We start from the raw sequence: 24466 nt of genomic DNA, 5'->3' as shown, positions 1-24466 counted from the left end.
ATGATCTCCGGGACGGCCTCCGGTTCCACCGGCGTATCTGACGGACTGAACGGCCGCCATGCACAGAAAATCCCGATCGAAACCAGGCCACCGCGAGACGCGCGGGCCGAGCCAGCGCCAGTTGCGCGCGGGCGAGCTTGTGCGCCGTGCGCTGGCCGAGATCATCGCGCGCGGCGACATTCAGGACCCGGAGCTTTCGGGCCGCGTCATCACCGTGTCGGAAGTGCGCGTGAGCCCCGATCTTCGCCATGCGGCCTGCTTCGTCGCGCCGCTCGGCGGTGGCGATGCGGCGGCGCTCGCAAGGGCGCTCACCCGCGTCAAGGCCTATCTGCGCGGCCAGCTCGCCCATGAGGTCACATTCAAGTTCATGCCCGATCTGACCTTCGAGCCCGACACCTCCTTCGACCGGGCCGAGGCGGTCGACCGGCTCCTTCATTCGCCGGCCGTCTCGCGCGATCTCGACCGGGACGAGAGCGGCGAGACGGAAGCGGACGAGGACTGATCTCCATGTCCCGGCGCAAGAAGGGCGAGGCGATCTCGGGCTGGGTCGTCGTCGACAAGCCCCTTGGCCTCACCTCGACCGATGTCGTCTCCCGCGTCCGCCGCCTCTTCAATGCGCAGAAGGCGGGCCATGCCGGCACGCTCGATCCGCTGGCGACGGGGGTGCTGCCCGTGGCGCTCGGCGAGGCGACGAAGACCGTTCCCTTCATGCTCGACGCCTCGAAGCGCTATCGCTTCACCGTCCGCTTCGGCGAGGCGACCGCGACCGACGATGCCGAAGGCGTCGTGACCGACACGAGCCCCGTCCGCCCCTCGGATGCCGAGATCGAGGCCGCCCTTCCCCGCTTTTCCGGCGAGATCGAGCAGGTCCCGCCTGTCTTCTCGGCCATCAAGGTCGGTGGCGAGCGTGCCTATGACCTCGCGCGGGCGGGCGAGACGGTGGAATTGAAGGCCCGCCGGGTGACGATCCATGAAATCCGCTTCACCGGGCGGCCGGACCCGGACCATGTCGAGCTTGAAATCCTTTGCAGCAAAGGGACTTACGTCCGCTCGTTGGCCCGCGACCTCGCTCGCGCGCTGGGCACGGTCGGCCATGTCTCGGCGCTCCGGCGGACCGCTCATGGCCCCTTCCGGGAGCAGTCCGCGATTCCGCTGGATAATCTGATGGCGTTCGGCCATATTGCGCCCGCTTCCGAAGCCTTTTCGAGGCTTCTTCTGCCGCTCGAGACCGCGCTGGACGACATCCCGGCCCTGGCCCTGAGCGCTGAAGACGCCAGCCGTTTGAGACGGGGCCAGGGAGTGTTATTGCGCGGACGCGACGCTCCGATTCTGTCGGGGCCGGTCCTGGCGACACACCGGGGAGAACCGGTGGCTCTGACTGAGTATGGCCAGGGCGAGCTGAGGCCCGTGCGCGTGTTCAATCTCGGTTCATAGGAGATAACCCGATGTCGATTACGCCGGAGCGTAAGGCTCAGCTGATCAATGAATTCGCCGGCAAGGCTGGCGATACCGGTTCGCCCGAGGTGCAGGTCGCGATCCTCACCGAGCGGATCACCAACCTCACCGAGCACTTCAAGCACCATGCGAAGGACAATCATTCCCGCCGTGGCCTGCTGAAGCTGGTGAGCCAGCGCCGTTCGCTGCTCGACTACGTCAAGAAGCACGATCAGGCGCGCTACGAATCCCTGATTTCCCGTCTGGGAATCCGGAGGTAAGAACGGGGTGCATGTATCCCCATGGCCTGAACCTCATCGCTCATTCCGCCGCTGCGGCATCGTCCGGATCGGCGGTATGGGCAGGTTTGGCCCGAAGAGACAATCGTCCGTCAACGAATCATGGCAAGCGGGTGGACCTTTCGGCCGTCGTCTCACGGCGTCAGGTCCCTCATGTGTTGGTGCGGCGTGATCGCACGCCCCCGCCTGCCTGATCCTTTTGTCCGGCCGCGATGACAGCGGCAGAAAAGTGCGCCGTCCGCCTGATGGTGGCAAGAACGCGAAATGCGCGGCGGCGCGGAACAGGAAATTGAATATGTTCGAAATCACACGCGAAGAAATTGAATGGGGCGGCCGCAAGCTCGTCCTCGAGACGGGCAAAGTCGCCCGTCAGGCCGATGGCGCTGTGCTCGCGACCTATGGCGAGACGACCGTGCTCGCAACCGTCGTCGGTGAGCGCAAGCCGAAGCCCGGCCTCGACTTCTTTCCGCTGACAGTGAATTACCAGGAAAAGACCTACGCCGCCGGCAAGATCCCCGGCGGTTTCTTCAAGCGCGAAGGCCGTCCGAGCGAAAAGGAAACGCTCGTCTCCCGTCTGATCGACCGGCCCATCCGACCGCTCTTCGCCAAGGGCTTCAAGAATGAAACCCAGGTGATCGCGACCGTGATCAGCCACGACATGGAGAACGATCCCGATATCGTCGCCATGATCGCGGTTTCGGCGGCGCTCACCATTTCGGGCCTGCCCTTCCTCGGGCCGATCGGCGGCGCGCGCGTCGGCTACTTCAACGGCGAATACAAGCTCAACCCGATGATCGACGAGATGGTCGAGAGCGATCTCGATCTCGTTGTCGCCGGCACGTCGGACGCCGTGCTCATGGTCGAATCGGAAGCCAAGGAGCTTTCCGAGGACGTCATGCTCGGCGCCGTCATGTTCGGCCATCGCGAGTTCCAGCCGGTGATCGACGCGATCATCCGCATGGCGGAGCGCTGCGCGAAGGAGCCGCGCGCTTTCGCGGCGAAGGACGAATCCGAACTCGAGGCCAAGGTGCGCGCGCTCGTCGAGGACGATCTGCGCGCCGCTTATTCCGTCAAGGACAAGGGCCATCGCCACGAAGCCGTCGCCAGCGCGAAGGACAAGGTGTTTGCCGCGCTCTGCAACCCGGAAGACCCCGACGCGCCCGCCGAGACGACCCTTGGCGGCGTCTTCAAGGCGCTCGAGGCCAATATCGTCCGCAATGCGATTCTCGACACAGGGCTGCGCATCGACGGCCGCGATGTGAAGACGGTTCGTCCGATCGTGTCGGAAGTGGGCGTGCTGCCGCGCACCCACGGCTCGGCGCTCTTCACCCGCGGCGAGACGCAGGCGCTCGTCGTCTCGACCCTCGGCACGGGCGAGGACGAGCAGTTCATCGACGCGCTGGAAGGCACCTACAAGGAAAACTTCCTGCTGCACTACAATTTCCCGCCCTACTCGGTGGGTGAGACGGGCCGCGTCGGCTTCACCGGCCGCCGCGAAGTCGGCCATGGCAAGCTCGCCTGGCGCGCCCTGCGTGCGGTGCTCCCGTCGAAGACCGAATTCCCCTACACGATCCGCGTCGTCTCCGAGATCACCGAATCGAACGGTTCGTCTTCCATGGCGACCGTCTGCGGCTCCTCGCTGTCGATGATGGATGCGGGCGTGCCGCTGAAGCGCGCCGTCGCGGGCATCGCCATGGGCCTGATCCTCGAGGGCGAGCGCTTCGCGGTGCTCTCCGACATTCTCGGCGATGAGGATCACCTCGGCGACATGGACTTCAAGGTCGCGGGCACGGAAGAAGGTGTCACATCGCTCCAGATGGACATCAAGATCACCGGCATCACCGAAGGCATCATGAAGCAGGCTCTCGCCCAGGCGAAGGACGGCCGCGTCCATATCCTCGGCGAGATGGCGAAGGCGCTGAACACGGCTCGCACCGAGCTTGGCGAGCATGCCCCGCGCATCGAGGTCATCACCGTTCCGACCGACAAGATCCGCGAAGTCATCGGCACCGGCGGCAAGGTCGTTCGCGAGATCGTCGAGAAGACGGGCGCGAAGATCGACATTTCCGACGACGGCACGATCAAGGTCGCGTCCTCGGACGGCGCGTCGATCAAGAAGGCGATCGACTGGATCCGCGGCATCGTCGCGGAGCCCGAAGTCGGCGCCATCTATGAGGGCACGGTCGTGAAGGTCGTCGATTTCGGCGCCTTCGTGAACTTCTTCGGCCCCCGCGACGGCCTCGTCCACATCTCGCAGCTCGCGGCGAACCGCGTCGAGAAGGTGAACGATGTGGTCAACGAGGGCGACAAGGTGAAGGTGAAGCTCCTCGGCTTCGACGAGCGCGGCAAGGTCCGCCTCTCCATGAAGCATGTGAACCAGGAAACGGGCGAGGAAATCCACTACGAGAACGAGCCCGAGCCGCAGCCGCGCGAGAAGCGCGAAGGCGGCGGTGGCGGCCGTCGCCGCCGCGAGCGCGACTGAGCCGCGGACTTCTGAGAAAAGCGCAAAGGGCGCCGGTTTATCCGGCGCCCTTTTTTATTGTGCGCGCGGATGAAGGAACGCTGTCCGCTCCGTTCAGATCGGGTTCAGCCTCGATGCCCTAGCCTTCGATCATCGCGAAAGACACCCGGGTGTTCGCCGGGCCATCGAAGGAGACAGCCAATGAAACATCTGCTCGCCGCCGCCGTCACCCTCTCCATTCTGGCCGCGCCGGCAATGGCGGCGCCCTATGGTCAGCACCCGGATTATTCGCCCCGCCCCGGCCAGAGCCAGGGCCACCCGGGTCAGGGCAACTGGAATCAGGGTGCGGTCAAGCCGCCCGCGCCGAAGCCGCAATATACCTATGACGGCAAGCGCTACGACGCCTATCGCGGGCCCGCCTGGAAGGCGCCGAAAGGCTACAATGCGCGCCACAAGTGGAAGCGCGGCGAGAAACTGCCGAAGATCTATCGCGACCGCGTCTATGTGATTGATTATCGCGCCTATCGGCTCAAGGCGCCGCCGCGCGGCTATCAGTGGGTGCGCGTCGACCGCGACATCTATCTCGCCTCGATGCAGAACGGCCTGGTCTCGCAGATCGTCTTCAACTTCTTCTACTGACGAGAGCTGCTGAAAGCACAAAGGGCGTCGGATCGACCGGCGCCCTTTTTAGTTAGGGTAGCGGTGTGAGGACGGGCGATCAGCTCCCGTTGCCGCCGTCGAAATCGCTCGCCTTCATCTCCTCGGCGCGCGGCATGCCGATGATGTTGAAGCCGCTGTCGACGTGATGGATCTCGCCGGTGACGCGGGCCGAGAGATCGGAGAGCAGATAGAGGCCCGCGCCGCCGACATGCTCGAGTTCGATCGTCTCCTTCAGCGCCGAATGGGTCTTGTTCCACTTGTGAACGAAGCGCGCATCGCCGATGGCTGAACCGGCCAGCGTCCGCATCGGGCCTGCCGAGATTGCATTGACGCGGATACCGTCGCGGCCGAGATCAGCGGCGAGATAGCGCACGCTCGCCTCGAGGGCGGCCTTGGCGACGCCCATGACGTTGTAGTTCGGCATGACGCGCTGCGCGCCCTCATAGGTGAGGGTCACCATGGCGCCGCCATCGGGCATGATTTCGGCGGCGCGGCGCGCGACATCGGTGAAGGAGAAGCAGGAAATATCCATCGAGCGCAGGAAGTTCTCACGCGTCGTGTCGACATAGCGGCCCTTGAGCTCGTTCTTGTCGGAATAGGCGATCGCGTGAACGACGAAATCGAGCTTGCCCCATTCCTTGCGGAGCGTTGTGAAGACGCTGTCGAGGCTTTCAGGGTCCGTGACGTCGCAGGGAACGAGAATCTTCGAGCCGACCGATTCCGCCAGAGGCTTCACGCGCCGGCCGAAGGCTTCGCCCTGAAAGGTGAAGGCCATTTCCGCGCCATGCGCCGCCAGCGTCTTGGCGATGCCCCAGGCGATCGAGTGATCGTTCGCCACACCCATGACGAGACCGCGCCGCCCTTTCATGAGCGGCCCGTCGAGCACCAGCCCCTCGCCTGCCTTCTGATCCGACCCGTGCATTCTGTTCCGACCTTTTTTGTTGACCGGTTGATCCGACCCGTCGCTCCTCAGCCGCCGTAGCGCTGGAAAGCGAGCGACGCATTGGTGCCGCCGAAGCCGAAGCTGTTGGAGAGCGCCAGATTGATTTCGGCGCCGTCGATCCGCTCCCGCACGATATTGGCATCGGCGACTTCGGGGTCGATCTCCTCGATATTGGCGCTGGCCGCGATGAAGCCGTTCTGCATCATCAGAAGCGTGTAGATCGCTTCGTGGACGCCGGCCGCGCCCTGCGCGTGGCCCGTCAGCGACTTCGTGGCGCTGATGGGTGGCGTCTTCGCGCCGAAGACTTCGTGGATCGCCTTGATCTCGGGAATGTCGCCGACCGGCGTCGACGTCGCATGCGGATTGATGTAGTCGACCGGCGCCTTCACACCCTGAAGCGCCAGACGCATGCAGCGCACGGCGCCTTCGCCCGAGGGGGCCACCATGTCGGCGCCATCCGCCGTCGCGCCATAGCCGACGATCTCGGCATAGATTTTCGCGCCGCGCGCCTTGGCGTGCTCAAGCTCTTCGAGCACGAGAATGCCGCCACCGCCCGAAATGACGAAGCCGTCGCGGTTCCTGTCATAGGCGCGGGAGGCTTTCTCCGGCGTGTCGTTATATTTGGACGACATCGCGCCCATTGCGTCGAAGAGGACCGAGAGCGTCCAGTCGAGTTCCTCGCCGCCGCCGGCGAACATCACGTCCTGCTTGCCCCACTGGATCATCTCGGCCGCATTGCCGATGCAATTGGCGCTGGTCGAGCAGGCCGAGCTGATCGAGTAGTTGATGCCCTTGGTCTTGAACCAGGTGGAGAGATTGGCCGAGCAGGTCGACGACATCGCCTTGGGAACGGCGAAGGGGCCGACCTTCTTCGGGCCCTTGCCGGGTTCGCGCGTGATGTCGGCCGCGGCGACGATCGCCTTGGTCGAAGGCCCGCCCGAACCGACGATGAGGCCGGTGCGCTCGTTGCTGACCTCGCCGGGCTCGAGCCCCGCGTCCTGGATCGCCTGCTCCATCGCGACGGCCGCATAGGCCGCGCCATCGCCCATGAAGCGCCGCGCGCGCCGGTCCACCGCCGCGTCGAGGTCGATCTTCAGGCTGCCATGAACCTGGCTGCGGAAGCCCAGCTCCGCATAAGTGTCGGCCCTGACGATGCCGGATCTGCCTTCGCGCAGGCTCGCCAGCACTTCCTGCGAATTATTTCCGATCGAGGAGACGATCCCCATGCCGGTGACGACCACTCGTCTCATGGCAGCCTCTCTTTTCGTTTGGATCAAATCCGCCGCACCCGATCAGGCCGGCTGTTCCGCTGTCTGCAGGCCGACTTTCATGTCGGTAATTGTATAGGCGAGTTCGCCATCCGCCAGAATGGTGCAGTCGGCCACGCCGAGCACGAGCTTCCGATTGATGACGCGCTTCAGCTGGATAATGTACTCGATCTTCTTCACCGCGGGCGTGACCATGGCGGAGAATTTCACCTCGCCGACGCCGAGCGCGCGGCCCTTGCCCTGCCCGCCGATCCAGCCGAGGAAGAAGCCGAGAAGCTGCCATGCGCCGTCGAGGCCGAGGCAGCCCGGCATGATCGGGTCACCCTCGAAATGGCAGGGGAAGAACCAGAGGTCCGGTGTGATGTCGAACTCGGCCTTGATGAGGCCCTTGTCGTGGTCGCCGCCCTTGTCCGAGATATGCGTGATGCGCGAGATCATCAGCATGGGCGGCAGAGGAAGCTGGGCATTGCCGGGGCCGAACATGCGGCCATGGCTGCATTCGAGAAGTTCCTCGTAGGTGTAACTGGATTTTTGCTCCGCCATTCCCGTCCGCTCGATTTTGCCCTTGCGTCGCCGCGTTTCCGCTGGCCCGGCAGGCTTATCTTGTATGAGGGGCAAGGCTCACCCCCTCCCCCGGTTTTTCAGTAGCGCGCTTCCTAACATATTAGGGGGGCGGGCGGAAACCCATCACCGGGATACATGACCGGGGTGCCGATTGGGCATGGGCATCTTGACAAAACTGTGTACAGGAATACATCTTCGATTTGTAATGATTAAAAACTAGCGCGGGATGCCCTCCGTCAAGGGGCGAAAGGAACAGATACGTGACGCAGGACCGGCCATATAGCCAGACGCTTGCTCGCTTGCGGGAAGCGGGACTCCGCCCCACGCGCCAGCGCCTCGCGCTCGGCCGCCTTCTGTTCGATGGCGGCGACCGCCATGTCACCGCCGAGGCGCTGCATGACGAGGCCCAGGCCGTGGGCGTCAGCGTCTCGCTCGCCACCGTCTACAACACGCTCCATCAGTTCACCGAGGCAGGGCTGCTGCGCGAGGTCGTCGTCGACAGCGCGCGGACCTATTTCGACACCAATACCAGCGACCACCACCACTTCTTCGTCGAGAATTCGGGGGCGCTGATGGACATCGACGGCGACAGGATCGCGATCAGCGGCCTTCCCGAGGCGCCCGAGGGCACCAATGTCGCCCGCGTCGATGTGATCGTCCGCCTGCAGGGCGCGACGCGCCATAGCGGCTGAGTTTTCCCGATAAATATTATTTAGAACGATTCTGATCTGTTGACCAAACAGTGGCCGGGGCACTATGCTCGGCGTTAACCGTCCTCCTTATCCCGGAGGCGGGGGCCGGAACAGGCGGGGCGCGCGCAAATGCTCCGTCCGGCCGTCAATTCAACAATTCGGCCGCCGGCTCCCTGCTGCAGGGCCGCCTGCGTCCGCAAACAAGGTGAGGAGTTGATCATGTCGTCGCTCGCAAAATCCAAAACGGTCGAGAATTTGAAGGCCGCCTTCGCCGGCGAGAGCCAGGCGAACCGCCGCTATCTCTATTTCGCCCAGAAGGCCGACATCGAGGGCTACAACGACGTCGCCGCCGTGTTCCGCTCCACCGCGGAAGGCGAGACGGGCCATGCCCATGGCCATCTGGAGTTCCTCGAGGCCGTGGGCGACCCGGCGACGGGCGAGCCCATCGGTGACACGAAGCTGAACCTCAAGGCCGCGATCGCCGGCGAGACGCACGAATACACCGACATGTATCCGGGCATGGCGCGCACGGCGCGCGAAGAGGGCTTCGACGAGATCGCCGACTGGTTCGAGACGCTGGCGAAGGCTGAGAAGAGCCATGCCGGCCGCTTCCAGAAGGCGCTGGACACTCTCGGCAGCTAATATCACTCAGGGGCGGGGAGGCGGACCCATCCGCCTCCCTTACCTTTCGCATTGATGGACGCGGAGAGCGGAGAATGAAAGAAGGCAGCACGGAAGCACCCATTCGCCATCCGATCGATTGGCAGAACCCCGAGTTCTACGATCTCGACAAGCTTGATGAGGAAATTCGCCGGGTCTTCGACATCTGTCACACCTGCCGGCGCTGCTTCAATCTCTGCGACAGCTTCCCGCGCCTCTTCGATCTCATCGATGCATCGCCGACGGAAGAACTCGACAGCGTGAAGTCGGAAGACTTCGTGCCCGTGGTCGAGGCCTGCACGCTCTGCGACATGTGCTTCATGACGAAGTGTCCCTATGTGCCTCCGCATGAATTCAACATCGACTTCCCGCATCTGATGCTGCGTTACCGCGCCGCCACTGCGAAGCGCGACGGCCATTTCCCCTTCGTGCCCGCCCAGCTCGGCCAGACCGACCGCAACGGCAAGCTTGCCGCTCCCGTCGCCGGTCTCGCAAACTGGGGTTCATCGCGATCGAACAAGCTGACGCGCCCGCTCCTCGAGAGCGTCGCCGGCATCGACGCGCGCGCCGAACTGCCGAAATTCTACGGCAAGACTTTCACCATGCGCGCGAAAGCGCAGGACAGGACCGGCGAGGCCGCACCGAAGGATGCGCCCGCAAAGGGCCGCAAGGCGGCGCTCTTCGCCACCTGCTTCGTCAATTACAACAATCCGCAGGTCGGCGAGGCCGCGCGCAAGGTGCTCGCGCATAATGGCGTCGAGACAGTCGTCGCCTATCCCGGCTGTTGCGGCATGCCCTTCCTCGAGCAGGGCAATCTTGCCAAGGTCGCCGAGCAGGCCGAAAAGGTCGCGCGCGACATGTGCGAATGGATCGACAAGGGCTATGACATCATCACGCTGACGGCGTCCTGCGGCCTCATGTTCAAGTTCGAATGGCCGCTCGTCCTGCCGGACAACGAGCATGTGCAGAAGCTCTCCCGCGCGACCTACGACATCGATGAATATGTCGTCGACATCGCGAAGAAGGAGGGGCTCGCCCCCGGCATGAAGCCGGTGGAAGGCGGCGTCACCGCGCATCTCGCCTGTCACGCGCGTGCCCAGAACATGGGCCCGAAATCGGCCGAGATGATGCGCCTCATTCCGGGCATCCAGGTCGATGTCGTCGAGCGTTGCTCCGGCCACGGAGGAACTTTCGGCGTGATGAAGGAAACCTTCGAGACGGCCATGAAGGTCGGCAAGCCCGCCGCCCGCAACGTCGCGAAGACCGGAAACAGATATCTGACATCCGATTGCCCGCTGGCCGGCAAGCATCTCGTGCAGGAGATCGAGGAGCTTGGCGAGCCGCAGCGTCCGCAAATGCAGCACCCGATCGAGATCATGGCCCGTTCCTGGGGTCTGATCGACTGAAGTCAGTGGAGTAGCGACATGCCCGCCAGCAAACGTCTCATCGAGCGCAGCGACATTCTTCCTGCCGACGTCTATGCGCGCGAGCGCGGCGAACGCCGTGCCCGCGTCACCGCGATGAAGAGGGCGCGGCGCGTGGCCGTCGGCCCGTTCGCCACCTTCTATTTCGAGAATTACGAGACGATGTTCCAGCAGGTTCACGAAATGCTGCACATCGAGCGTGGCGGCGAGGAGCAGATCGCCGACGAGCTTGCCGCCTACAATCCGCTGATCCCCAAGGGCGACGAGCTGGTGGCGACGCTCATGTTCGAGATCGACGATGAGGGCCGCCGCGACCGCGAGCTTCGCCGCCTGACAGGCGTCGAGGATCACGTCTATCTGGATGTGGGCGGGCTTCGTGTGACGGCTGTGCCCGAACAGGATGTCGAGCGCACCAAGGCGGACGGCAAGACTTCATCCGTCCACTTCCTGCATTTTCCCTTCAAGGTGCAGGAGATCGAGAAGTTCCGCGACCCCGCCGTGCAGGTGACGCTGGCGATCGCGCATCCGAATTACGGGCACATGGCGCTCATCGCCGGCGAGACGCGCGCCTCGCTCGCAGCCGATTTCGCATGAGCTGAGGAGCCGGGTTCGCCCTCGCGCTACTCGAAATTCTCGCCCCGGTATGTGCCCCAGATCGTATCGCGGCGCACCCAGCCCTCATAGCCGCTCGCCTTGATCTCGCACCATTCGTCCTTGCAGGCGGAAAGCTGGGCGACCACGCCCGGCTCGCCATAGGCGACGATGGGTGCCGACATGTTCGGCTGGGTGTGAAGCGCGACTGGCATTCCGTCGCCGGACTTGTTCTGGATGATCGCGGTGCGCCGCCCGTCCAGCATCGAGTGCCAGACCCAGCCGCTGTCGCCTTCGCGGTCGCGTATGCGCCGCCAGCGATCGGACTCGGCCGTGACCTCGACCGGCAGGCCCTTTTTCTCGAACACCCATTCGATCGGGTAATCGTCGCCCGGTCCCCGGCGCACATTGATTCGCCCCGACTTGAGGCTGACGAAGCGCGGCACGGGCAGGCCGGAAACGGGGCCGACGATCTTCTTCGCCGGCGCTTCGGCCTTGCCGGCGGGGGCGAGGAGCTGTGTCGGCGCCGCTGGCGCGCTTGTGCCGGATTTGGCGGCGGCGGGCAGGGCGGTCGCCGCGACGAGGACGAATGCAGTCGCCGCCGCGCGCCGCATGGGCTTTGCTCCGGCGCGATCCCGGGAAAAGAGCATGGCGGTTTTCCGTTTGGATTCAGAGCGGCATGGCCGGAAAATTTCGATGATGGCGGCTTTCTTTCGCATGACCTTCACACCTTTATGGCAAGGGCTCTGCGAGCGGGTCAAGGCGGCGGGCATCCATGCCGTCTCCAGAAGGCGCTTGGTCGCCCCCCGCGCGACCTGCTAGACAAGGGTTTGCCGGACGAGGTGAGGTTCCGCCACATTCCGGCAGGAGCTGATGAAAGAGGCCTTTCCGAGCATGACCAAGCAGAAGCCGCTCGTCATCGTCACACGCAAGCTTCCCGAGACGATCGAAGCGCGGATGGAAGAACTCTTCGATGTGCGTCTGAACAAGGACAATCATCCGATGAGCGCCGCCGAGCTTGCCGCCGCCATGAAGGAAGCCGATGTGCTCGTGCCGACGGTGACGGACCGCATCGACGCGAAGTTGCTGGCGCAAGCAGGACCGCAACTCCGCCTGATCGCGCAATTCGGAACCGGGGTCGACAATATCGATGTGGAAACGGCGCTGCGTCGCGGCATTACGGTGACGAATACGCCGGGCGTCCTCACCGAGGATACGGCCGACATGACGATGGCGCTCATTCTCGCCGTGCCGCGCAGGCTCGCGGAAGGCGCGCGCTATCTGCGCGATCACGAGGGCCAGTGGCCTGGCTGGTCGCCGACCTGGATGCTCGGCCGGCGTATCTTCGGCAAGCGTCTCGGCATCATCGGCATGGGCCGCATCGGCCAGGCGGTGGCGCGCCGCGCTCGCGCCTTCGGCCTCGAGATCCATTATCACAATCGCAAGCCGGCCAATGCTGTCATCGAGAAGGAACTCGAGGCGACCTATTGGGAGAGCCTCGACCAGATGCTGCCCAAGGTCGACATCATCTCGGTGAATTGTCCGCACACGCCCGCAACCTATCACCTGCTGAGCGCGCGGCGCCTGAAGCTCGTGCGTCCCGATGCCTATATCGTCAACACCGCGCGCGGCGAGGTGATAGACGAGGGCGCGCTTCTGCGCGCGCTGGAGGCGGGAGAGATTGCGGGCGCGGGACTCGACGTGTTCGAGAAGGAGCCGGTTGTCGATCCGCGCTTCCTCAAGCTCGGCAATGTGGTGCTGCTGCCGCATATGAGTTCGGCGACGATCGAGGGCCGCGTGGAGATGGGCGGCAAGGTCATCGTCAACATCAAGACCTTCATGGACGGCCACCGTCCGCCCGACCGCGTGATCCCCGCCATCATGTGACGCCAATCTATTCGTGTACGGACAGATCGCGGATCGTTGCGTGCTCGCCCGATAGCGGATTTTGCGGATCGTGCCTCAGCGTCAGCGTGCGGAAGCGCGTTTCGAGCGCATCGTAGATGAGAAGCCGTCCGGCAAGGCTCGTGCCCGCGCCGGTGATCTCCTTGATGACTTCGAGCGCCATGAGCGAGCCGACGACGCCGGTGAGCGCGCCGAGCACGCCCGCTTCCTCGCAAGCCGGGATGGCGCCGGGCGGTGGCGCCTCGCCCACGAGATCGCGATAATTGGGATAGGGTTTTCCTTCCGCGTCGCGCAGATGGGACTTGAAGGTCGAGACCTGCCCCTCGAAGGGGCCGACCGCGCCGGAGACGAGCGTCACCCCAGCGAGATGGCAGGCATCGTTGACGAGGAAGCGCGTCGCGAAATTGTCGCAGCCATCGGCGACGATGTCATAGCGCGAGACGATGTCGAGCGCGTTCCGCGCCGTCAGGCGCTCGCCATGCGTCTCGACCTTCACATCGGGATTGAGGCGGGCGAGCTGCGCCTTCGCGCTCTCGACCTTGGGCCGGCCGAGCGAGGCCGTGTCGTGGATGATCTGGCGCTGAAGGTTCGAGAGCGAGACGGCGTCATGGTCGATGACGCCGAGCGTGCCGACGCCCGCCGCCGCCAGATACATGAGGCAGGGCGCGCCGAGCCCGCCCGCGCCGATCACGAGCACGCGGGCCTTGAGGAGCTTCTGCTGGCCCTGTCCTCCGATCTCCTTGAGGACGATGTGGCGCGCATAGCGTTCGAGCTGGGCATCGGTCAGCGACATGGGCGTCCTTCTCCGCCTTCTTTGCGCCACGCCTCCGCGGTGCTGTCAATGGCCGCGTGGCCGGCCCCGCCGGGCTCAGCGCGGCGTGATGACGACCGTCTGGCAGACGCGGCCAAGCGGGCCCGCCTGATCGTGGAGCCTCGAATCGGTGAGGCCCACGCCCTCCCGCCGCCAGTCGGAGGCGGGCTCGACGCCGACCCAGGGGCCCACCGGCGGGCGCGACACATGCACCGTGATGTCGATATTGGGGAAGCCCCATGGCGGCGGCCAGAACTCGGTGCCGGAGAGCCAGTAGGGCGTACCATTGTCGCCGAAGGCGAAAAGCTGCGCGAAGGGCGCATCGAAGGCGACGAGGCGCCGCTTCATGCGACCCCATTTGATGCCGTTGCCGCCGTCGCGAATATCGAGCGCATCGAAGAAGGTGGTCCGCTGCTGCGGTCCGCGCGCGCCCCAGATGACGAGCGGCGAGGGGTCGAAAGGCGCAGGCGCCGCCTCGGCCCGCTCGAGTTCGGGCACGGAAAGCGGCTTGATGAAGGAGGCGCTGGCCTTGGCGTAGAGCTTGTCGCCTGCCCAGAGCGTCGCCTCCGCCATCGCCACGCGCCCGCCCGCGCGCAGCACCTCGATCTTCGTTTCGAGCCGTTCGAGCGGCGCGGGCCGCAGAATGATGACGGAGGCTGTCATCGGCGCGCCCCAGTCCTCTTCCCGCGCGCGCTCTTCCATCGCCGCGACGAGCAGGCCGGAGACGGCGCCGCCATGAAGCCCCCGGAAGGGGCCGGATGCCTCGACATGGGGCTCCCAATAGGCGCCGTCGCGCGAAAAGACGGGCTCGGCAAGGTCCGCGATGACGTTCATGGGGTCGGTTCCTGATCGGCCGGAGAGCGGCTCATGGCGCCCATGGGAGGGGCGGGGCCTCGGCCGGAAATTCGAGTTCAGACAGGCGGCAAGATGGGTTCCAAAAAAGAACCTGTCAAGCTAAGCTCGGGCCCGAAGGAGATCTCGATGCGTTGGGAAGACCTCGACCGCGAAAACTGCTCGCTTGCCCGCACCCTGTCGGTCGTCGGCGATCGCTGGACGCTGATGGTGCTGCGCGAGTGCTTTCTCGGCCAGCGCCGCTTCGAGCAATTCGAGGGGCGCCTCGGCATCGCCCGCCATGTGCTGGCCGACCGGCTGAAGAAACTCACCGAGGCGGGCGTGCTCGCAAGGACCGCCTATCAGGAGCGCCCGAGGCGCGAGGAATATCGCCTCACCGAAAAGGGCCGCGATCTTCACGCCGCCATGCTCGCGCTCATCCAGTGGGGCGACAAATATATGGCGGGCGAGGAGGGGCCGCCCATCGAGCGGGTGCACAAGGCCTGCGGTCACGTCATGGAAACGGTGCCCGTCTGCTCGGAATGCGGCGAGCCCGTCTCCGCGCGCGATGTCACCGTGAGAGCGGGTCCCGGCGCCGGCGAGGACACGCTGCCCCGCACCGCGCATGGGCGCTGAGCGTCAGGCCGAAGCCCCGGCTTCCGCTTCCGCCCCTTGCGCGTAGCGGTTGGCGATGACGCTCACGATCACGAGCTGGAAGAAGTGAAAGATCATCAGCGGCGCGAGGATGAGGCCGAGCGCCGGCGTCGCGCCGAAGATCACATGTCCGAGCGGCACGCCCGTCGCCAGTGATTTCTTCGATCCGCAGAAGAGGCAGGCGATCGTGTCCTCGCGATTGAAGCCGAGCAGCTTGCAGGGCACCCGCATCAATTCGTAGATGACGAAGAAGAGCGCGATCGAGATGACGGTCATGGTCACGACAAGCCAGGGGTCGTTCGCGCTCCAGATGCCCCCCACGATCGAATCGCTGGTCGAGTTGTAGACGATGGCGAGAATGACGGCGCGGTCGCAGAATTTGAGCCAGCCCGCATTGCGCACGGTCCATTCCGCAAGCCAGCGATGCGCGATCTGTCCGAGCACGGTCGGCAGCAGGACGAGCAGCAGGATTTTCACGATCACCGATTCGAGGGGCATGGAGACGCCGGTCGTTTCCATGAACCAGGCCATCAGAATGGGCGTGACGAAAATCCCGAGAAAGGCCGAGAGCGTCGCATTGAAGATCGCCACGGGAACATTGCCGCGCGCGAGAGAGGTCATGGCGACGGATGAGGAGACAGTGCTCGGCAGCGCCGCGAGATAGAAGAAGCCGAGCCATGCGTCGGGCGGCAGAAGCGGGCGCAGAAGCGGGCCGCAGGCCAGCATGACGAGCGGAAAGAGCGCGAAGGTGCCGAGCTGCACCACGATGTGCACGCGCCACTTGGCAAGCCCCTGTCGCATGCGTTCCGGCGCGAGCGTGAGCCCGTAGAGAAAGAAGACGATGGATATGCCGTAACTCGCGACCCACTCGACGCGAAGCGGCCCGCCCGTGACGCCGCCCTCGGGCCACAGGATGGCGGCGAGAACGACGAGGAGCAGCGCGGTGAGGAACCCGTCGAGCTTGAACCTGGCGAGCATGTCGGAACCTTCGGTCGCGTCCGGCCTTCGCGGACGGTCGATGCGCCCTCCGGCGCCGAAGCGCCGGAAGGCGAAGAGGGGGAGCGGCGGGCCGCGCCCGGAACGGTGAGGGATCAGAGCCCGTCGAAAAGCGCCGTCGAGAGATAGCGTTCGGCGAAGGAGGGAATGATCGCGACGATCGTCTTGCCCTTCATCTCCGGCCTCGTCCCGACCTCGATCGCGGCGGCGATGGCCGCGCCCGACGAGATGCCGCATGGAATGCCTTCCATCCGCGCCGCCTTGCGGGCCGTCTCGAAGGCCGTCTCATTGCCGATGGTGATGACCTCGTCGATGAGCGTCTTGTCGAGATTGCCCGGCGCGAAGCCCGCGCCGATGCCCTGGATCTTGTGCGGGCCCGGCTGGCCGCCGGAAAGAACGGGGCTGTCCTCGGGCTCGACCGCGACCATGCGCAGGCCGGGCTTCCTCGGCTTGAGGAGCGAGCCGACGCCGGTGAAGGTGCCGCCCGTGCCGATACCCGAGATGACGACATCGACCTTGCCGGCGGTGTCGTTCCAGATTTCCTCGGCGGTGGTGCGCTTGTGGATTTCCGGGTTCGCCGGATTGTCGAACTGCTGGGGGCTGACCGAATTGGGATGCTCGCGCATCAGCTCCTCGACCCGCGCCATCGCCCCCTTCATGCCCTTGTCGGCGGGCGTGAGTTCGATCTGCGCGCCGAGCAGCGCGAGCATCTTGCGCCGCTCGATCGACATGCTTTCCGGCATGCAGAGGATGAGCTTGTAGCCCTTGGCCGCGCAGACGAAGGCGAGCGCGATGCCGGTATTGCCGGAAGTGGGCTCGATGATGATCGTGTCCTGCCTGATCTTGCCCTCGCGCTCCAGCGCCTCGATCATCGCCACGCCGATGCGGTCCTTGACGCTGGCCAGCGGATTGAAGAATTCGAGCTTGAGCAGGATGTCGGCGACGACGCCCGCTTCCTTCGCCATCCGGTTGAGCCGGACGAGCGGCGTGTCGCCAATGGTCTCGGTGATGTTGTCGTAGATGCGACCGCGACCGGGCACTTTGTTCGTATCGCTCATTCTCGTCTCCTGAATGGGTGATGTCTCGTGGTCAGATGGTGAAGTCGGCCGTGGGCTGGGCGTTCGCCGCGCCGGTATTCTCCGCCCGGCGGCACAGATCGTCGATGGTGATCTTTTCGAGCCGCTCCATGAGGTCGCGCTGCACTTCTTCCCAGAGCGGCGCGATGACGCGCTCGCCAAGCTCGGAAGGACCGCTCGTCACGGGATCGTCGGAGGATTCCATCGCGCCGACGACACGCACCACCTCGCCGACCGTGATGCGGCGGCGTTCGCGCGCGAGCCTGTAGCCGCCGCGCGGGCCCCGCACGCCCTTCAGGATGCCGGCATGCACGAGCTGCTGCATCACCTGTTCGAGATAGCGCTGCGGAATGCCCTGACGCTTGGTGATTTCTTTCGATTGCACGGGATCGGGCCGCGCATTGATGGCGACATCGACGACGGCTTCGAGGGCGAGCCAGGTTTTCTTGGAAAGACGCAGCATGATTTCCCGCTTTCTCTCGGCTTCTCTTCAATTCTCCCGGGCTTCGATGCCGGTCGATCCGAAACCGCCCGCACCGCGAAGGGTGTCATCGAGCGTTTCGACCTCGGCAAGTTGAGCCTGTGTCACCGGCGCCACCACCATCTGCGCGATCCGCGCGCCGCGTGTGACGACGAAAGGCTCCGCCCCCAGATTCACCAGAATGACCTTCACCTCGCCCCGGTAGTCGCAATCGATCGTGCCGGGCGAGTTGAGCACGGTGACGCCGTTCTTGGCGGCAAGCCCCGAGCGCGGCCGCACCTGCGCCTCGAAGCCTCGCGGCAGGGCGATGGCAAGCCCCGTCGGCACCAGCGCCCGCGCGCCGGGGGCGAGCGTCAGCGGCTCGGCCTCGGGCAGCGCGGCGAGAAGGTCCATGCCGGCCGCGCCCTCCGTCTCGTAGCGGGGAAGGCTGAGCCCCTCGCCATGCGCCAGCCGCTGGACGGCGATGCGGACGGTATTCGTCATGCGCGGGAACCCTTCTCGGTGAAATGGCTGAGGATGCGGCGGACGAGGCGCTCGGCGACGGCCTGCTTCGGCAGCAGCGGCCAGTCTTCCTGTCCCTCGCCCGTGATGAGATGAACGGTGTTGAGTTCGCCGCCCATCACGCCCGTCTCCGGCGAGACGTCGTTGGCGACGATCCAGTCGCAGCCCTTGCGCTTGCGCTTGGCGATGGCGTGCTCGATCACCTTTTCCGTCTCGGCGGCAAAGCCGATCACGAGTTCGGGCCGCCCGCTCTTGAGGTGCGAGATCGTGGCGAGCACGTCCGGGTTCTCGACGAGCCTGAGTTCCGGCGCGCTTGCTCCCGGCTCTTTCTTGATCTTCTGCGAGGCATCGACATCGACGCGCCAGTCCGCCACGGCGGCGGCGCAGATCGCCACATCGGCCGGAAGCGCCGCTTCGCAGGCCGCGAGCATCTCGCGCGCCGTCTCCACGCGCCGCACATCGACGCCCGGCGGATCGGGAAGGATCGTCGGCCCGGAGACGAGCACGGTTTCGGCGCCGAGCCGCGCCAGCGCGGCGGCGATGGCGTGCCCCTGCTTGCCCGAGGAGCGGTTGGCGAGATAGCGCACCGGGTCGATCGGCTCATGCGTCGGGCCCGAGGTCACGAGCGCCTTGAGCCCCTTGAGCGGCTGTTCGCCCGAGAAGGCGAATTCCGAGAAATGGTTTTCGATGGCGGCGAGAATTTCCGCCGGCTCCGCCATGCGGCCGGGGCCGAATTCGCCGCAGGCCATGTCGCCTTCATTCGGTCCGATGAAGCCGATCCCGTCGGCCATGAGCTGTTCGATATTGCGCTGCGTCGCGCGGTGGTTCCACATGCGGACGTTCATGGCCGGGGCGATGAGCACGGGCTTGTCGGTGGCGAGAAGCACCGTGGTTGCGAGATCGCCGGCAAGGCCCGCCGTCATCTTCGCCATAAGATCGGCGGTCGCCGGCGCGACGACAATGAGATCGGCGGAACGCGAAAGCTCGATATGGCCGATTTCGGCCTCGGTGGTGAGGTCGAAGAGTTCCCGGAACACCTTGTCCCCGGTGAGCGTGCCGACCGACAGCGGGGTCACGAATTCCGCCCCCGCGGTGGTGAGGATCGCGCGCACGCTCGCGCCCTTGTCGCGCAGGCGGCGGATCAGTTCGAGGCACTTATAGGCCGCGATTCCACCCCCGATGATGAGCAGGATGCGGCGGTTGCGGAGCGTCGCGGCGTCACTCACTTGGCTGGTTCTCCGGCTTGGGCGGTTCTGCCCGGGCGCGTTCCGGCCGGGCAGGGGGAATATAGGGTTCTACGCAATGAATGTGGAGATAAAAAACGTCACACTGCAGGATCGGTAAATTTTGGCGCCGATATAGGTGCGAACCCGCCCTGGGGCGCTCAGACGAGCTGCAGGACGAGAAGGGCGAGCGCCGCGCCTGCAATGGCCCAGAGAATGGCGGGCCCGTAGGCGCCCTTCTTCTGGGCGCGGGCGATGGCGTCGGTCGAGTCGGGATGGAGCTTCAGCCCCTGCTCGTCGATACTGTCTGAAAAGAACCGCCCCATGCGTTCGGCTCGGTCGATGAGGGTCGGGAGCTGGCCGACGAGACGGCCGAGCTGGGCCGCGCCCGCCGCCGCCTCCTCGAGCCGCGTTTCGGGCGCGAGCCGCTCCATCATCCACGCCTTGAGCACGGGCTCCGCGCTCTCCCAGATATTGTGGTCGGGATCGAAATGCCGCGCGACGCCCTCGATCACCACCATGGTCTTTTGCAGCAGGATGAGTTCCGGCCGCGTTTTCATGTCGAATTGCTCGGTGACCTGAAAGAGCTGCGCGAGAAGCCGCCCCATGGAGACGTCGCGCGCTGGACGCCCGAAGATCGGCTCGCCCACCGCGCGCAGTGCCTGTGCGAAAGCGTCGATGCTCTTCGTGTAGGGCACATAACCCGCCTGGAAATGGATCTCCGCCACGCGGCGGTAATCGCGCAGCACGAAGCCGTAGAGAATTTCCGCCATCATGCGGCGCTGCGTTTCGTCGAGCCTTCCCATGATGCCGAAATCGACCGCGACGAGCGTGCCCGCCTGATCGACGAAGAGGTTTCCCTGATGCATGTCGGCATGGAAGAAGCCGTCGCGCAGCGCATGGGTGAGGAAGGACTGGATGACCTGCGTGCCGAGCCTCTTCATGTCGTGACCGGCGGCGATCAGTGCCTCGCGATCGGAAGCGGGAATGCCGTCGATCCATTCGAGCGTCAGCACGCGGCGTGCCGTGTGCTCCCAATCGACGGCGGGCACGCGGAAGCCCTTGTCCTTGGCAACGTTCTCGGCCATCTCGGACATGGCGGCCGCCTCGAGCCGCAGATCCATCTCGATCTTCACGCTTTCGGCGAGCGTTTCGACGATCTCGACCGGCCTGAGCCTGCGCGCGGGCGGATAGGCGCGGTCGATGAGTTCGGCCGCCCAGTGGAAGCTGTCGAGATCGCGCGCGAAGCTCGCCTCGATGCCGGGTCTGAGCACCTTGACCGCGACGTCGCGGCCATCGGGATGCGTCTCGTCGGGTAGCGTCCGCGCCTTGTGGACCTGCGCAATGGAGGCGGCGGCGATGGGCTCGCTCAGGGAAGCGAAAATGGCGCCGATGGGCTGGCCGAGTTCCTCCTCGATCGTTTCGCGCGCCTGCGCCATCGGAAATGGCGGCAGCCTGTCCTGAAGCCGCGTCAGATCGCGCGCGAGATCGGCGCCGATGATGTCGGGTCTGGTGGCGAGAAACTGCCCGAGCTTGATGTAGGAGGGGCCGAGCGCCTCGAGCGCGGTCGCAAGCCGCGCCGCCGGTTCCTCGCCGCTTTCCGCCCGCTCTTCCCAGGGCATGCGGAGCTTCGCCGCCGCGAGAAGCATGAGCAGCGCCGCGGGCATCTCGCCCCTCAGCTCAAGGGGAAAGAGCGCATCGTGCCGCGCGAGCACGCGGCCGGCGCGCACGAGGCGCGTGAGATTGCGAATGGAGCGGAACATCGGCGCGTCTTTCCCTTAAAGACGCCAGCCGGAATGCATCGCGGCGACACCGCCGGTCAGATTCCTGTATTGGACGCGCGCGAAGCCTTGCGCCTCGATCATGGATTTGAAGCGTTGCTGCGGCGGAAAACGGCGGATGCTCTCGACGAGATATTGATAGGGCTCGCCATTCCCCGTGACCCATTCGCCCATTTTCGGGATCGCGCTGAAGGAATAGGCGTCATAGATGCTGTCGAGCACGGGCACCGACACTTGCGAGAATTCGAGGCACAGGAAGCGCCCGCCCGGCTTCAGCACACGGAAGGCCTCTTCCAGCGCCTTTTCGACATGCGTCACATTGCGGATGCCAAAGGCGATTGTGTAGGCATCGAAGGAACGGTCGGGAAAGGGAAGCGCCTCCGCATTGCCGCAGGCGAATTCGACGCGCCCGCCGAATTGCTGTGCCTCCGCGCGGGCCCGACCGACGGCGAGCATGTGCGGGTTGATGTCGCAGACCGAGACATGTGCCCCGGGCCCCGCCCGTTCGAGAAAGCGGAAGGCGATGTCGCCCGTGCCGCCCGCAACGTCGATGAGCCTGAAGGGCCGCGCGCCGCGCGGCGGGTTGAGCCAGTCGATCATCGCCTGTTTCCAGGCGCGATGAAGCCCGCCCGACATGAGATCGTTCATGAGATCGTAGCGCGAGGCAACCTGCTCGAACACGTCGTGAACGAGCTTCACCTTTTCCGCTTCGGGAACGGTCCTGAAGCCGAAATGCGTCGTCGGCTCGCCGCTTTCTCCGGCGCTTTCCCCCGCATGGGGGCGGGCGTCCGGGGCGGATTGCGTGTTCATTTCTTCGATCCTGGCGTTCATCGGCCGGACCATAGCGCAGGCCCCGGAACGGCGCTACTTTCGCGGGCATAGTTTGCGAAGGACAAAATGCCCGAACTTCCCGAAGTCGAAACGGTCCGCCGGGGCCTTGCTCCCGCGCTGGAGGGCCGGCGCATCGCGCGCGTGCTCCAGCGCCGCCCGGACCTGCGCTATCCGCTGCCCGAACGCTTCGCCGAAAGGCTCGCGGGACGGCGCGTCGAGCGGCTGGACCGGCGCGCCAAGTATATTCTCGCCCGCCTCGAAGGCGACGAGGTGCTGCTCGTCCATCTCGGCATGTCGGGCCGTTTCACCATTCACGCGCCCGATGCGGCGGCGCCTGACGCGCCCGGCCGCTTTCATCACGATGCGGCGGCGGGCACGGGCGGGGCGCCGCACGATCATGTCGTTTTCGATATGGAGGACGGCACACGTATCGTTTATTCCGATCACCGCCGCTTCGGCTTCATGGATCTCATAGCCGGGGCCGCGCTCGATGCGAACCGCCATCTGAAGGATCTCGGGCCCGAGCCCCTCGGCAATGAATTTTCGGCGGCCGTTCTCGGCGACAGGCTGAAGGGACGTCGCGCGCCGATCAAGGCGGCGCTTCTCGATCAGCGAACGGTCGCGGGCCTTGGCAATATCTATGTCTGCGAGGCGCTGCATCGCGCGGGCGTCTCGCCCAATCGCGCGGCGTCGGGTGTGGCCGGCCCCCTGCGCGCCGAAAGGCTCGCCCGCGCCATCCGCGACGTTCTGACGGATGCGATCGCGGCGGGCGGCTCCACCTTGCGCGACTATGCGCATACGGACGGGGAACTCGGCTATTTCCAGCACGCTTTCGCCGTTTACGACCGCGAAGGCGAGCCCTGTTCAAAACCGGGATGCGGCGGTACGGTCATGCGTATGGTGCAGTCCGGCCGCTCGACATTCTATTGTCCGCAATGCCAGCGGTAGCGCCGGAGGTGACGGATTGGGGGATCGCTCTTCGATGAAGATCAGGGCCTTGGCTGCCGGACTTCTTTTCTGTCTTGCGGGTTTCGCATGGAGCGCGGTGGCTGAGACCGCCGGCTATCTCGACGCGATCGAGGACATGCCGCTCATGGAAGGGCTCCGCGAAACGGGCGATGGCGGCATCGTCTTCGACAAGCCGAACGGGCGCATCGTGCGCAGCGTCGCCAGCGGCCATGTCCCCGCTGCCGATGTCCGACGCTTTTACGCCGACACCTTGCCCCAGCTCGGCTGGACGCGGCAGAAGAAGCTCGAACTGATCAGGGATCTTCTCGTTTTCCGCCGCGAGGGCGAGCGCCTCGAAATTCAGACCGTGCCCGCGAAGGATGGCGGCACGGAAGTACGTTTCTCGATCGAGCCCGATTGATACGCGACCGGGCGAGCGGGAACATCGAAGCAGAGGAAGCAGGAATGGCCTACCAGAACATTCTGGTCGAGACGAAGGATGCGGTCGGACTGATCACGCTGAACAGGCCGGATGCGCTCAACGCGCTCAACAAGGCGCTGATGGACGAATTGTCGCTTGCGCTCGATGTCTTCGAGGCCGACACGGCCATACACTGCATCGTCATCACCGGCTCGCAGAAGGCTTTTGCCGCCGGCGCCGACATCAAGGAGATGCAGTCGAAATCCTACATGGATGTTTATGGCGAGGATTTCATCACCGCGAACTGGGAGCGGGTGACGCGCTGCCGCAAGCCCGTCATCGCGGCGGTCGCGGGCTTCGCGCTTGGCGGCGGCTGCGAGCTTGCGATGATGTGCGACTTCATCATCTGCGCCGACAATGCACGCTTCGGCCAGCCCGAGATCAAGCTCGGCGTCATGCCGGGCGCGGGCGGCACCCAGCGCCTGACGCGCTTCGTCGGCAAGTCGAAGGCGATGGAGATGTGCCTCACCGGCCGCATGATGGACGCCGCCGAGGCCGAGCGGTCGGGCCTTGTGAGCCGTGTCGTGCCGCTCGCCGAGCTTCTCGACGAGGCTTTGAAGGTCGCAGCCCAGATCGCCGCCATGTCGCTCCCCATCGCCATGATGACCAAGGAATCGGTCAATCGCGCCTATGAAACGACGCTGGCCGAGGGCGTGCGCTTCGAGCGGCGGCTCTTCCATTCGATGTTCGCGACGGAGGATCAGAAGGAAGGCATGGCCGCCTTCATCGAAAAGCGGCAGCCCGTCTTCAGGAATCGCTGAATTCGCCGGATTTCCCGGCCGGTTGACGAGGGCGCGCCCCCCGCGTATAACGCGCCCTCTCGGAAAGAGCGGGCCCGTGCCTTCGGCGCGCGGCTGCTTGTTCCGAAAAAGGCGCGAGGCCCCTTTGGCCGGAATTTGGTTCACCGGAAAATCGGTGTCTCGCGATCCAGCATGAATTTTGCGCCGGCAT

The 24466-nt window shown here is 65.2% G+C and carries 27 protein-coding genes; 14 read left to right on the top strand and 13 right to left on the bottom strand.

Translation table 11 applies throughout. The features are described 5' to 3' along the window. Positions 1-58: 58 nt before the first annotated feature. From rbfA to PKA57_RS05345, 5 genes are all read left to right on the top strand, one after another. Positions 59-502 (top strand): 30S ribosome-binding factor RbfA, encoded by a 444-nt coding sequence (gene rbfA, locus PKA57_RS05365; RefSeq protein ID WP_324298275.1) that lies wholly within the window; start codon positions 59-61, stop codon positions 500-502. 5 nt (positions 503-507) lie between these two features. After that, the gene (truB, locus tag PKA57_RS05360) at positions 508-1434 is read left to right on the top strand and encodes a tRNA pseudouridine(55) synthase TruB (protein WP_324298273.1); all 927 of its coding nucleotides are present in this window, start codon (positions 508-510) and stop codon (positions 1432-1434) included. Between the two features lie 11 nt (positions 1435-1445). Further along, positions 1446-1715 (top strand): 30S ribosomal protein S15, encoded by a 270-nt coding sequence (gene rpsO / locus PKA57_RS05355; protein ID WP_324298271.1) that lies wholly within the window; start codon positions 1446-1448, stop codon positions 1713-1715. A gap of 313 nt (positions 1716-2028) precedes the next feature. After that, positions 2029-4215, top strand: coding sequence for a polyribonucleotide nucleotidyltransferase (gene pnp / locus PKA57_RS05350; protein ID WP_324298269.1), 2187 nt, complete (start codon positions 2029-2031; stop codon positions 4213-4215). 180 nt (positions 4216-4395) lie between these two features. Continuing rightward, complete coding sequence (locus PKA57_RS05345; RefSeq protein ID WP_324298267.1) at positions 4396-4833, top strand: RcnB family protein; 438 nt, start codon at positions 4396-4398, stop codon at positions 4831-4833. 79 nt (positions 4834-4912) lie between these two features. Here PKA57_RS05345 and fabI read toward each other — a convergent pair whose 3' ends face one another. Genes fabI through fabA form a run of 3 tightly spaced genes read right to left on the bottom strand, consistent with a single transcriptional unit; the run spans position 4913 to position 7608 of the window. After that, the gene (gene fabI / locus PKA57_RS05340) at positions 4913-5776 is read right to left on the bottom strand and encodes an enoyl-ACP reductase FabI (protein ID WP_324298265.1); all 864 of its coding nucleotides are present in this window, start codon (positions 5774-5776) and stop codon (positions 4913-4915) included. Between the two features lie 47 nt (positions 5777-5823). After that, a complete protein-coding gene (gene fabB, locus PKA57_RS05335; RefSeq protein WP_324298263.1) occupies positions 5824-7047 on the bottom strand; it encodes a beta-ketoacyl-ACP synthase I in 1224 nt (407 codons plus the stop codon). A gap of 42 nt (positions 7048-7089) precedes the next feature. Continuing rightward, positions 7090-7608 carry a 3-hydroxyacyl-[acyl-carrier-protein] dehydratase FabA gene (gene fabA, locus PKA57_RS05330; protein WP_324298261.1) on the bottom strand — a complete coding sequence of 173 codons (519 nt, stop codon included), beginning with the start codon at positions 7606-7608 and terminating at the stop codon, positions 7090-7092. A 281-nt stretch (positions 7609-7889) separates the two neighbouring features. Here fabA and irrA point away from each other — a divergent pair, with 281 nt between their 5' ends. From irrA to PKA57_RS05310, 4 genes are all read left to right on the top strand, one after another. After that, positions 7890-8321: an iron response transcriptional regulator IrrA gene (gene irrA / locus PKA57_RS05325; protein ID WP_349254745.1), complete on the top strand. Its 432-nt coding sequence runs from the start codon at positions 7890-7892 to the stop codon at positions 8319-8321. A gap of 219 nt (positions 8322-8540) precedes the next feature. Then, entirely contained in the window at positions 8541-8963 is a 423-nt protein-coding gene (locus PKA57_RS05320) for a rubrerythrin family protein (RefSeq protein ID WP_324298257.1), read from the top strand. Positions 8964-9037: 74 nt separating this feature from the next. Then, a complete protein-coding gene (locus PKA57_RS05315; protein ID WP_324298255.1) occupies positions 9038-10387 on the top strand; it encodes a heterodisulfide reductase-related iron-sulfur binding cluster in 1350 nt (449 codons plus the stop codon). An 18-nt stretch (positions 10388-10405) separates the two neighbouring features. Beyond that, positions 10406-10999 (top strand): DUF3501 family protein, encoded by a 594-nt coding sequence (locus PKA57_RS05310; RefSeq protein WP_324298253.1) that lies wholly within the window; start codon positions 10406-10408, stop codon positions 10997-10999. Positions 11000-11025: 26 nt separating this feature from the next. On the opposite strand, the gene PKA57_RS05305 is transcribed toward PKA57_RS05310, so the two are convergent. Next, positions 11026-11646 (bottom strand): SH3 domain-containing protein, encoded by a 621-nt coding sequence (locus tag PKA57_RS05305; protein WP_324298251.1) that lies wholly within the window; start codon positions 11644-11646, stop codon positions 11026-11028. Between the two features lie 244 nt (positions 11647-11890). On the opposite strand from PKA57_RS05305, the gene PKA57_RS05300 reads away from it, so the two are divergent. Further along, the gene (locus tag PKA57_RS05300) at positions 11891-12883 is read left to right on the top strand and encodes a D-glycerate dehydrogenase (protein WP_324298248.1); all 993 of its coding nucleotides are present in this window, start codon (positions 11891-11893) and stop codon (positions 12881-12883) included. Between the two features lie 7 nt (positions 12884-12890). On the opposite strand, the gene moeB is transcribed toward PKA57_RS05300, so the two are convergent. After that, on the bottom strand, positions 12891-13694 hold the full coding sequence (moeB, locus tag PKA57_RS05295; RefSeq protein ID WP_324298247.1) for a molybdopterin-synthase adenylyltransferase MoeB: 804 nt from the start codon (positions 13692-13694) through the stop codon (positions 12891-12893). A 75-nt stretch (positions 13695-13769) separates the two neighbouring features. Next, on the bottom strand, positions 13770-14546 hold the full coding sequence (locus PKA57_RS05290; protein WP_324298246.1) for a thioesterase family protein: 777 nt from the start codon (positions 14544-14546) through the stop codon (positions 13770-13772). A 147-nt stretch (positions 14547-14693) separates the two neighbouring features. On the opposite strand from PKA57_RS05290, the gene PKA57_RS05285 reads away from it, so the two are divergent. Then, positions 14694-15179 (top strand): helix-turn-helix domain-containing protein, encoded by a 486-nt coding sequence (locus tag PKA57_RS05285; protein ID WP_324298244.1) that lies wholly within the window; start codon positions 14694-14696, stop codon positions 15177-15179. 3 nt (positions 15180-15182) lie between these two features. Here PKA57_RS05285 and PKA57_RS05280 read toward each other — a convergent pair whose 3' ends face one another. From PKA57_RS05280 to ubiE, 7 genes are all read right to left on the bottom strand, one after another. Next, positions 15183-16175, bottom strand: coding sequence for a bile acid:sodium symporter family protein (locus PKA57_RS05280; protein ID WP_324298242.1), 993 nt, complete (start codon positions 16173-16175; stop codon positions 15183-15185). A 113-nt stretch (positions 16176-16288) separates the two neighbouring features. Continuing rightward, positions 16289-17251 carry a cysteine synthase A gene (gene cysK, locus PKA57_RS05275; protein ID WP_324298240.1) on the bottom strand — a complete coding sequence of 321 codons (963 nt, stop codon included), beginning with the start codon at positions 17249-17251 and terminating at the stop codon, positions 16289-16291. A gap of 31 nt (positions 17252-17282) precedes the next feature. Further along, a complete protein-coding gene (locus PKA57_RS05270; protein ID WP_324298238.1) occupies positions 17283-17732 on the bottom strand; it encodes an Rrf2 family transcriptional regulator in 450 nt (149 codons plus the stop codon). 27 nt (positions 17733-17759) lie between these two features. Next, a complete protein-coding gene (gene dut / locus PKA57_RS05265; RefSeq protein ID WP_324298236.1) occupies positions 17760-18233 on the bottom strand; it encodes a dUTP diphosphatase in 474 nt (157 codons plus the stop codon). Then, the gene (coaBC, locus tag PKA57_RS05260) at positions 18230-19477 is read right to left on the bottom strand and encodes a bifunctional phosphopantothenoylcysteine decarboxylase/phosphopantothenate--cysteine ligase CoaBC (RefSeq protein ID WP_324298234.1); all 1248 of its coding nucleotides are present in this window, start codon (positions 19475-19477) and stop codon (positions 18230-18232) included. The genes dut and coaBC overlap by 4 nt, the downstream gene beginning before the upstream one ends. A gap of 158 nt (positions 19478-19635) precedes the next feature. Beyond that, the gene (gene ubiB / locus PKA57_RS05255) at positions 19636-21237 is read right to left on the bottom strand and encodes a 2-polyprenylphenol 6-hydroxylase (protein ID WP_324298232.1); all 1602 of its coding nucleotides are present in this window, start codon (positions 21235-21237) and stop codon (positions 19636-19638) included. 15 nt (positions 21238-21252) lie between these two features. Further along, positions 21253-22065 carry a bifunctional demethylmenaquinone methyltransferase/2-methoxy-6-polyprenyl-1,4-benzoquinol methylase UbiE gene (gene ubiE / locus PKA57_RS05250; RefSeq protein WP_324298230.1) on the bottom strand — a complete coding sequence of 271 codons (813 nt, stop codon included), beginning with the start codon at positions 22063-22065 and terminating at the stop codon, positions 21253-21255. Between the two features lie 87 nt (positions 22066-22152). Here ubiE and mutM point away from each other — a divergent pair, with 87 nt between their 5' ends. From mutM to PKA57_RS05235, 3 genes are all read left to right on the top strand, one after another. Beyond that, a complete protein-coding gene (gene mutM / locus PKA57_RS05245; RefSeq protein WP_324298228.1) occupies positions 22153-23034 on the top strand; it encodes a bifunctional DNA-formamidopyrimidine glycosylase/DNA-(apurinic or apyrimidinic site) lyase in 882 nt (293 codons plus the stop codon). 97 nt (positions 23035-23131) lie between these two features. Continuing rightward, positions 23132-23455 carry a hypothetical protein gene (locus PKA57_RS05240; RefSeq protein ID WP_324298226.1) on the top strand — a complete coding sequence of 108 codons (324 nt, stop codon included), beginning with the start codon at positions 23132-23134 and terminating at the stop codon, positions 23453-23455. Positions 23456-23499: 44 nt separating this feature from the next. After that, complete coding sequence (locus PKA57_RS05235) at positions 23500-24276, top strand: enoyl-CoA hydratase (RefSeq protein WP_324298224.1); 777 nt, start codon at positions 23500-23502, stop codon at positions 24274-24276. Positions 24277-24466 lie beyond the last annotated feature (190 nt).

It is taken from the genome of Parvibaculum sp., assembly GCF_035325945.1.
Taxonomy (GTDB): Bacteria; Pseudomonadota; Alphaproteobacteria; order Parvibaculales; family Parvibaculaceae; genus Parvibaculum.
The sequence above is the reverse complement of the archived record's forward strand: the minus strand, read 5'-3'. Positions and strand labels throughout refer to the sequence as shown.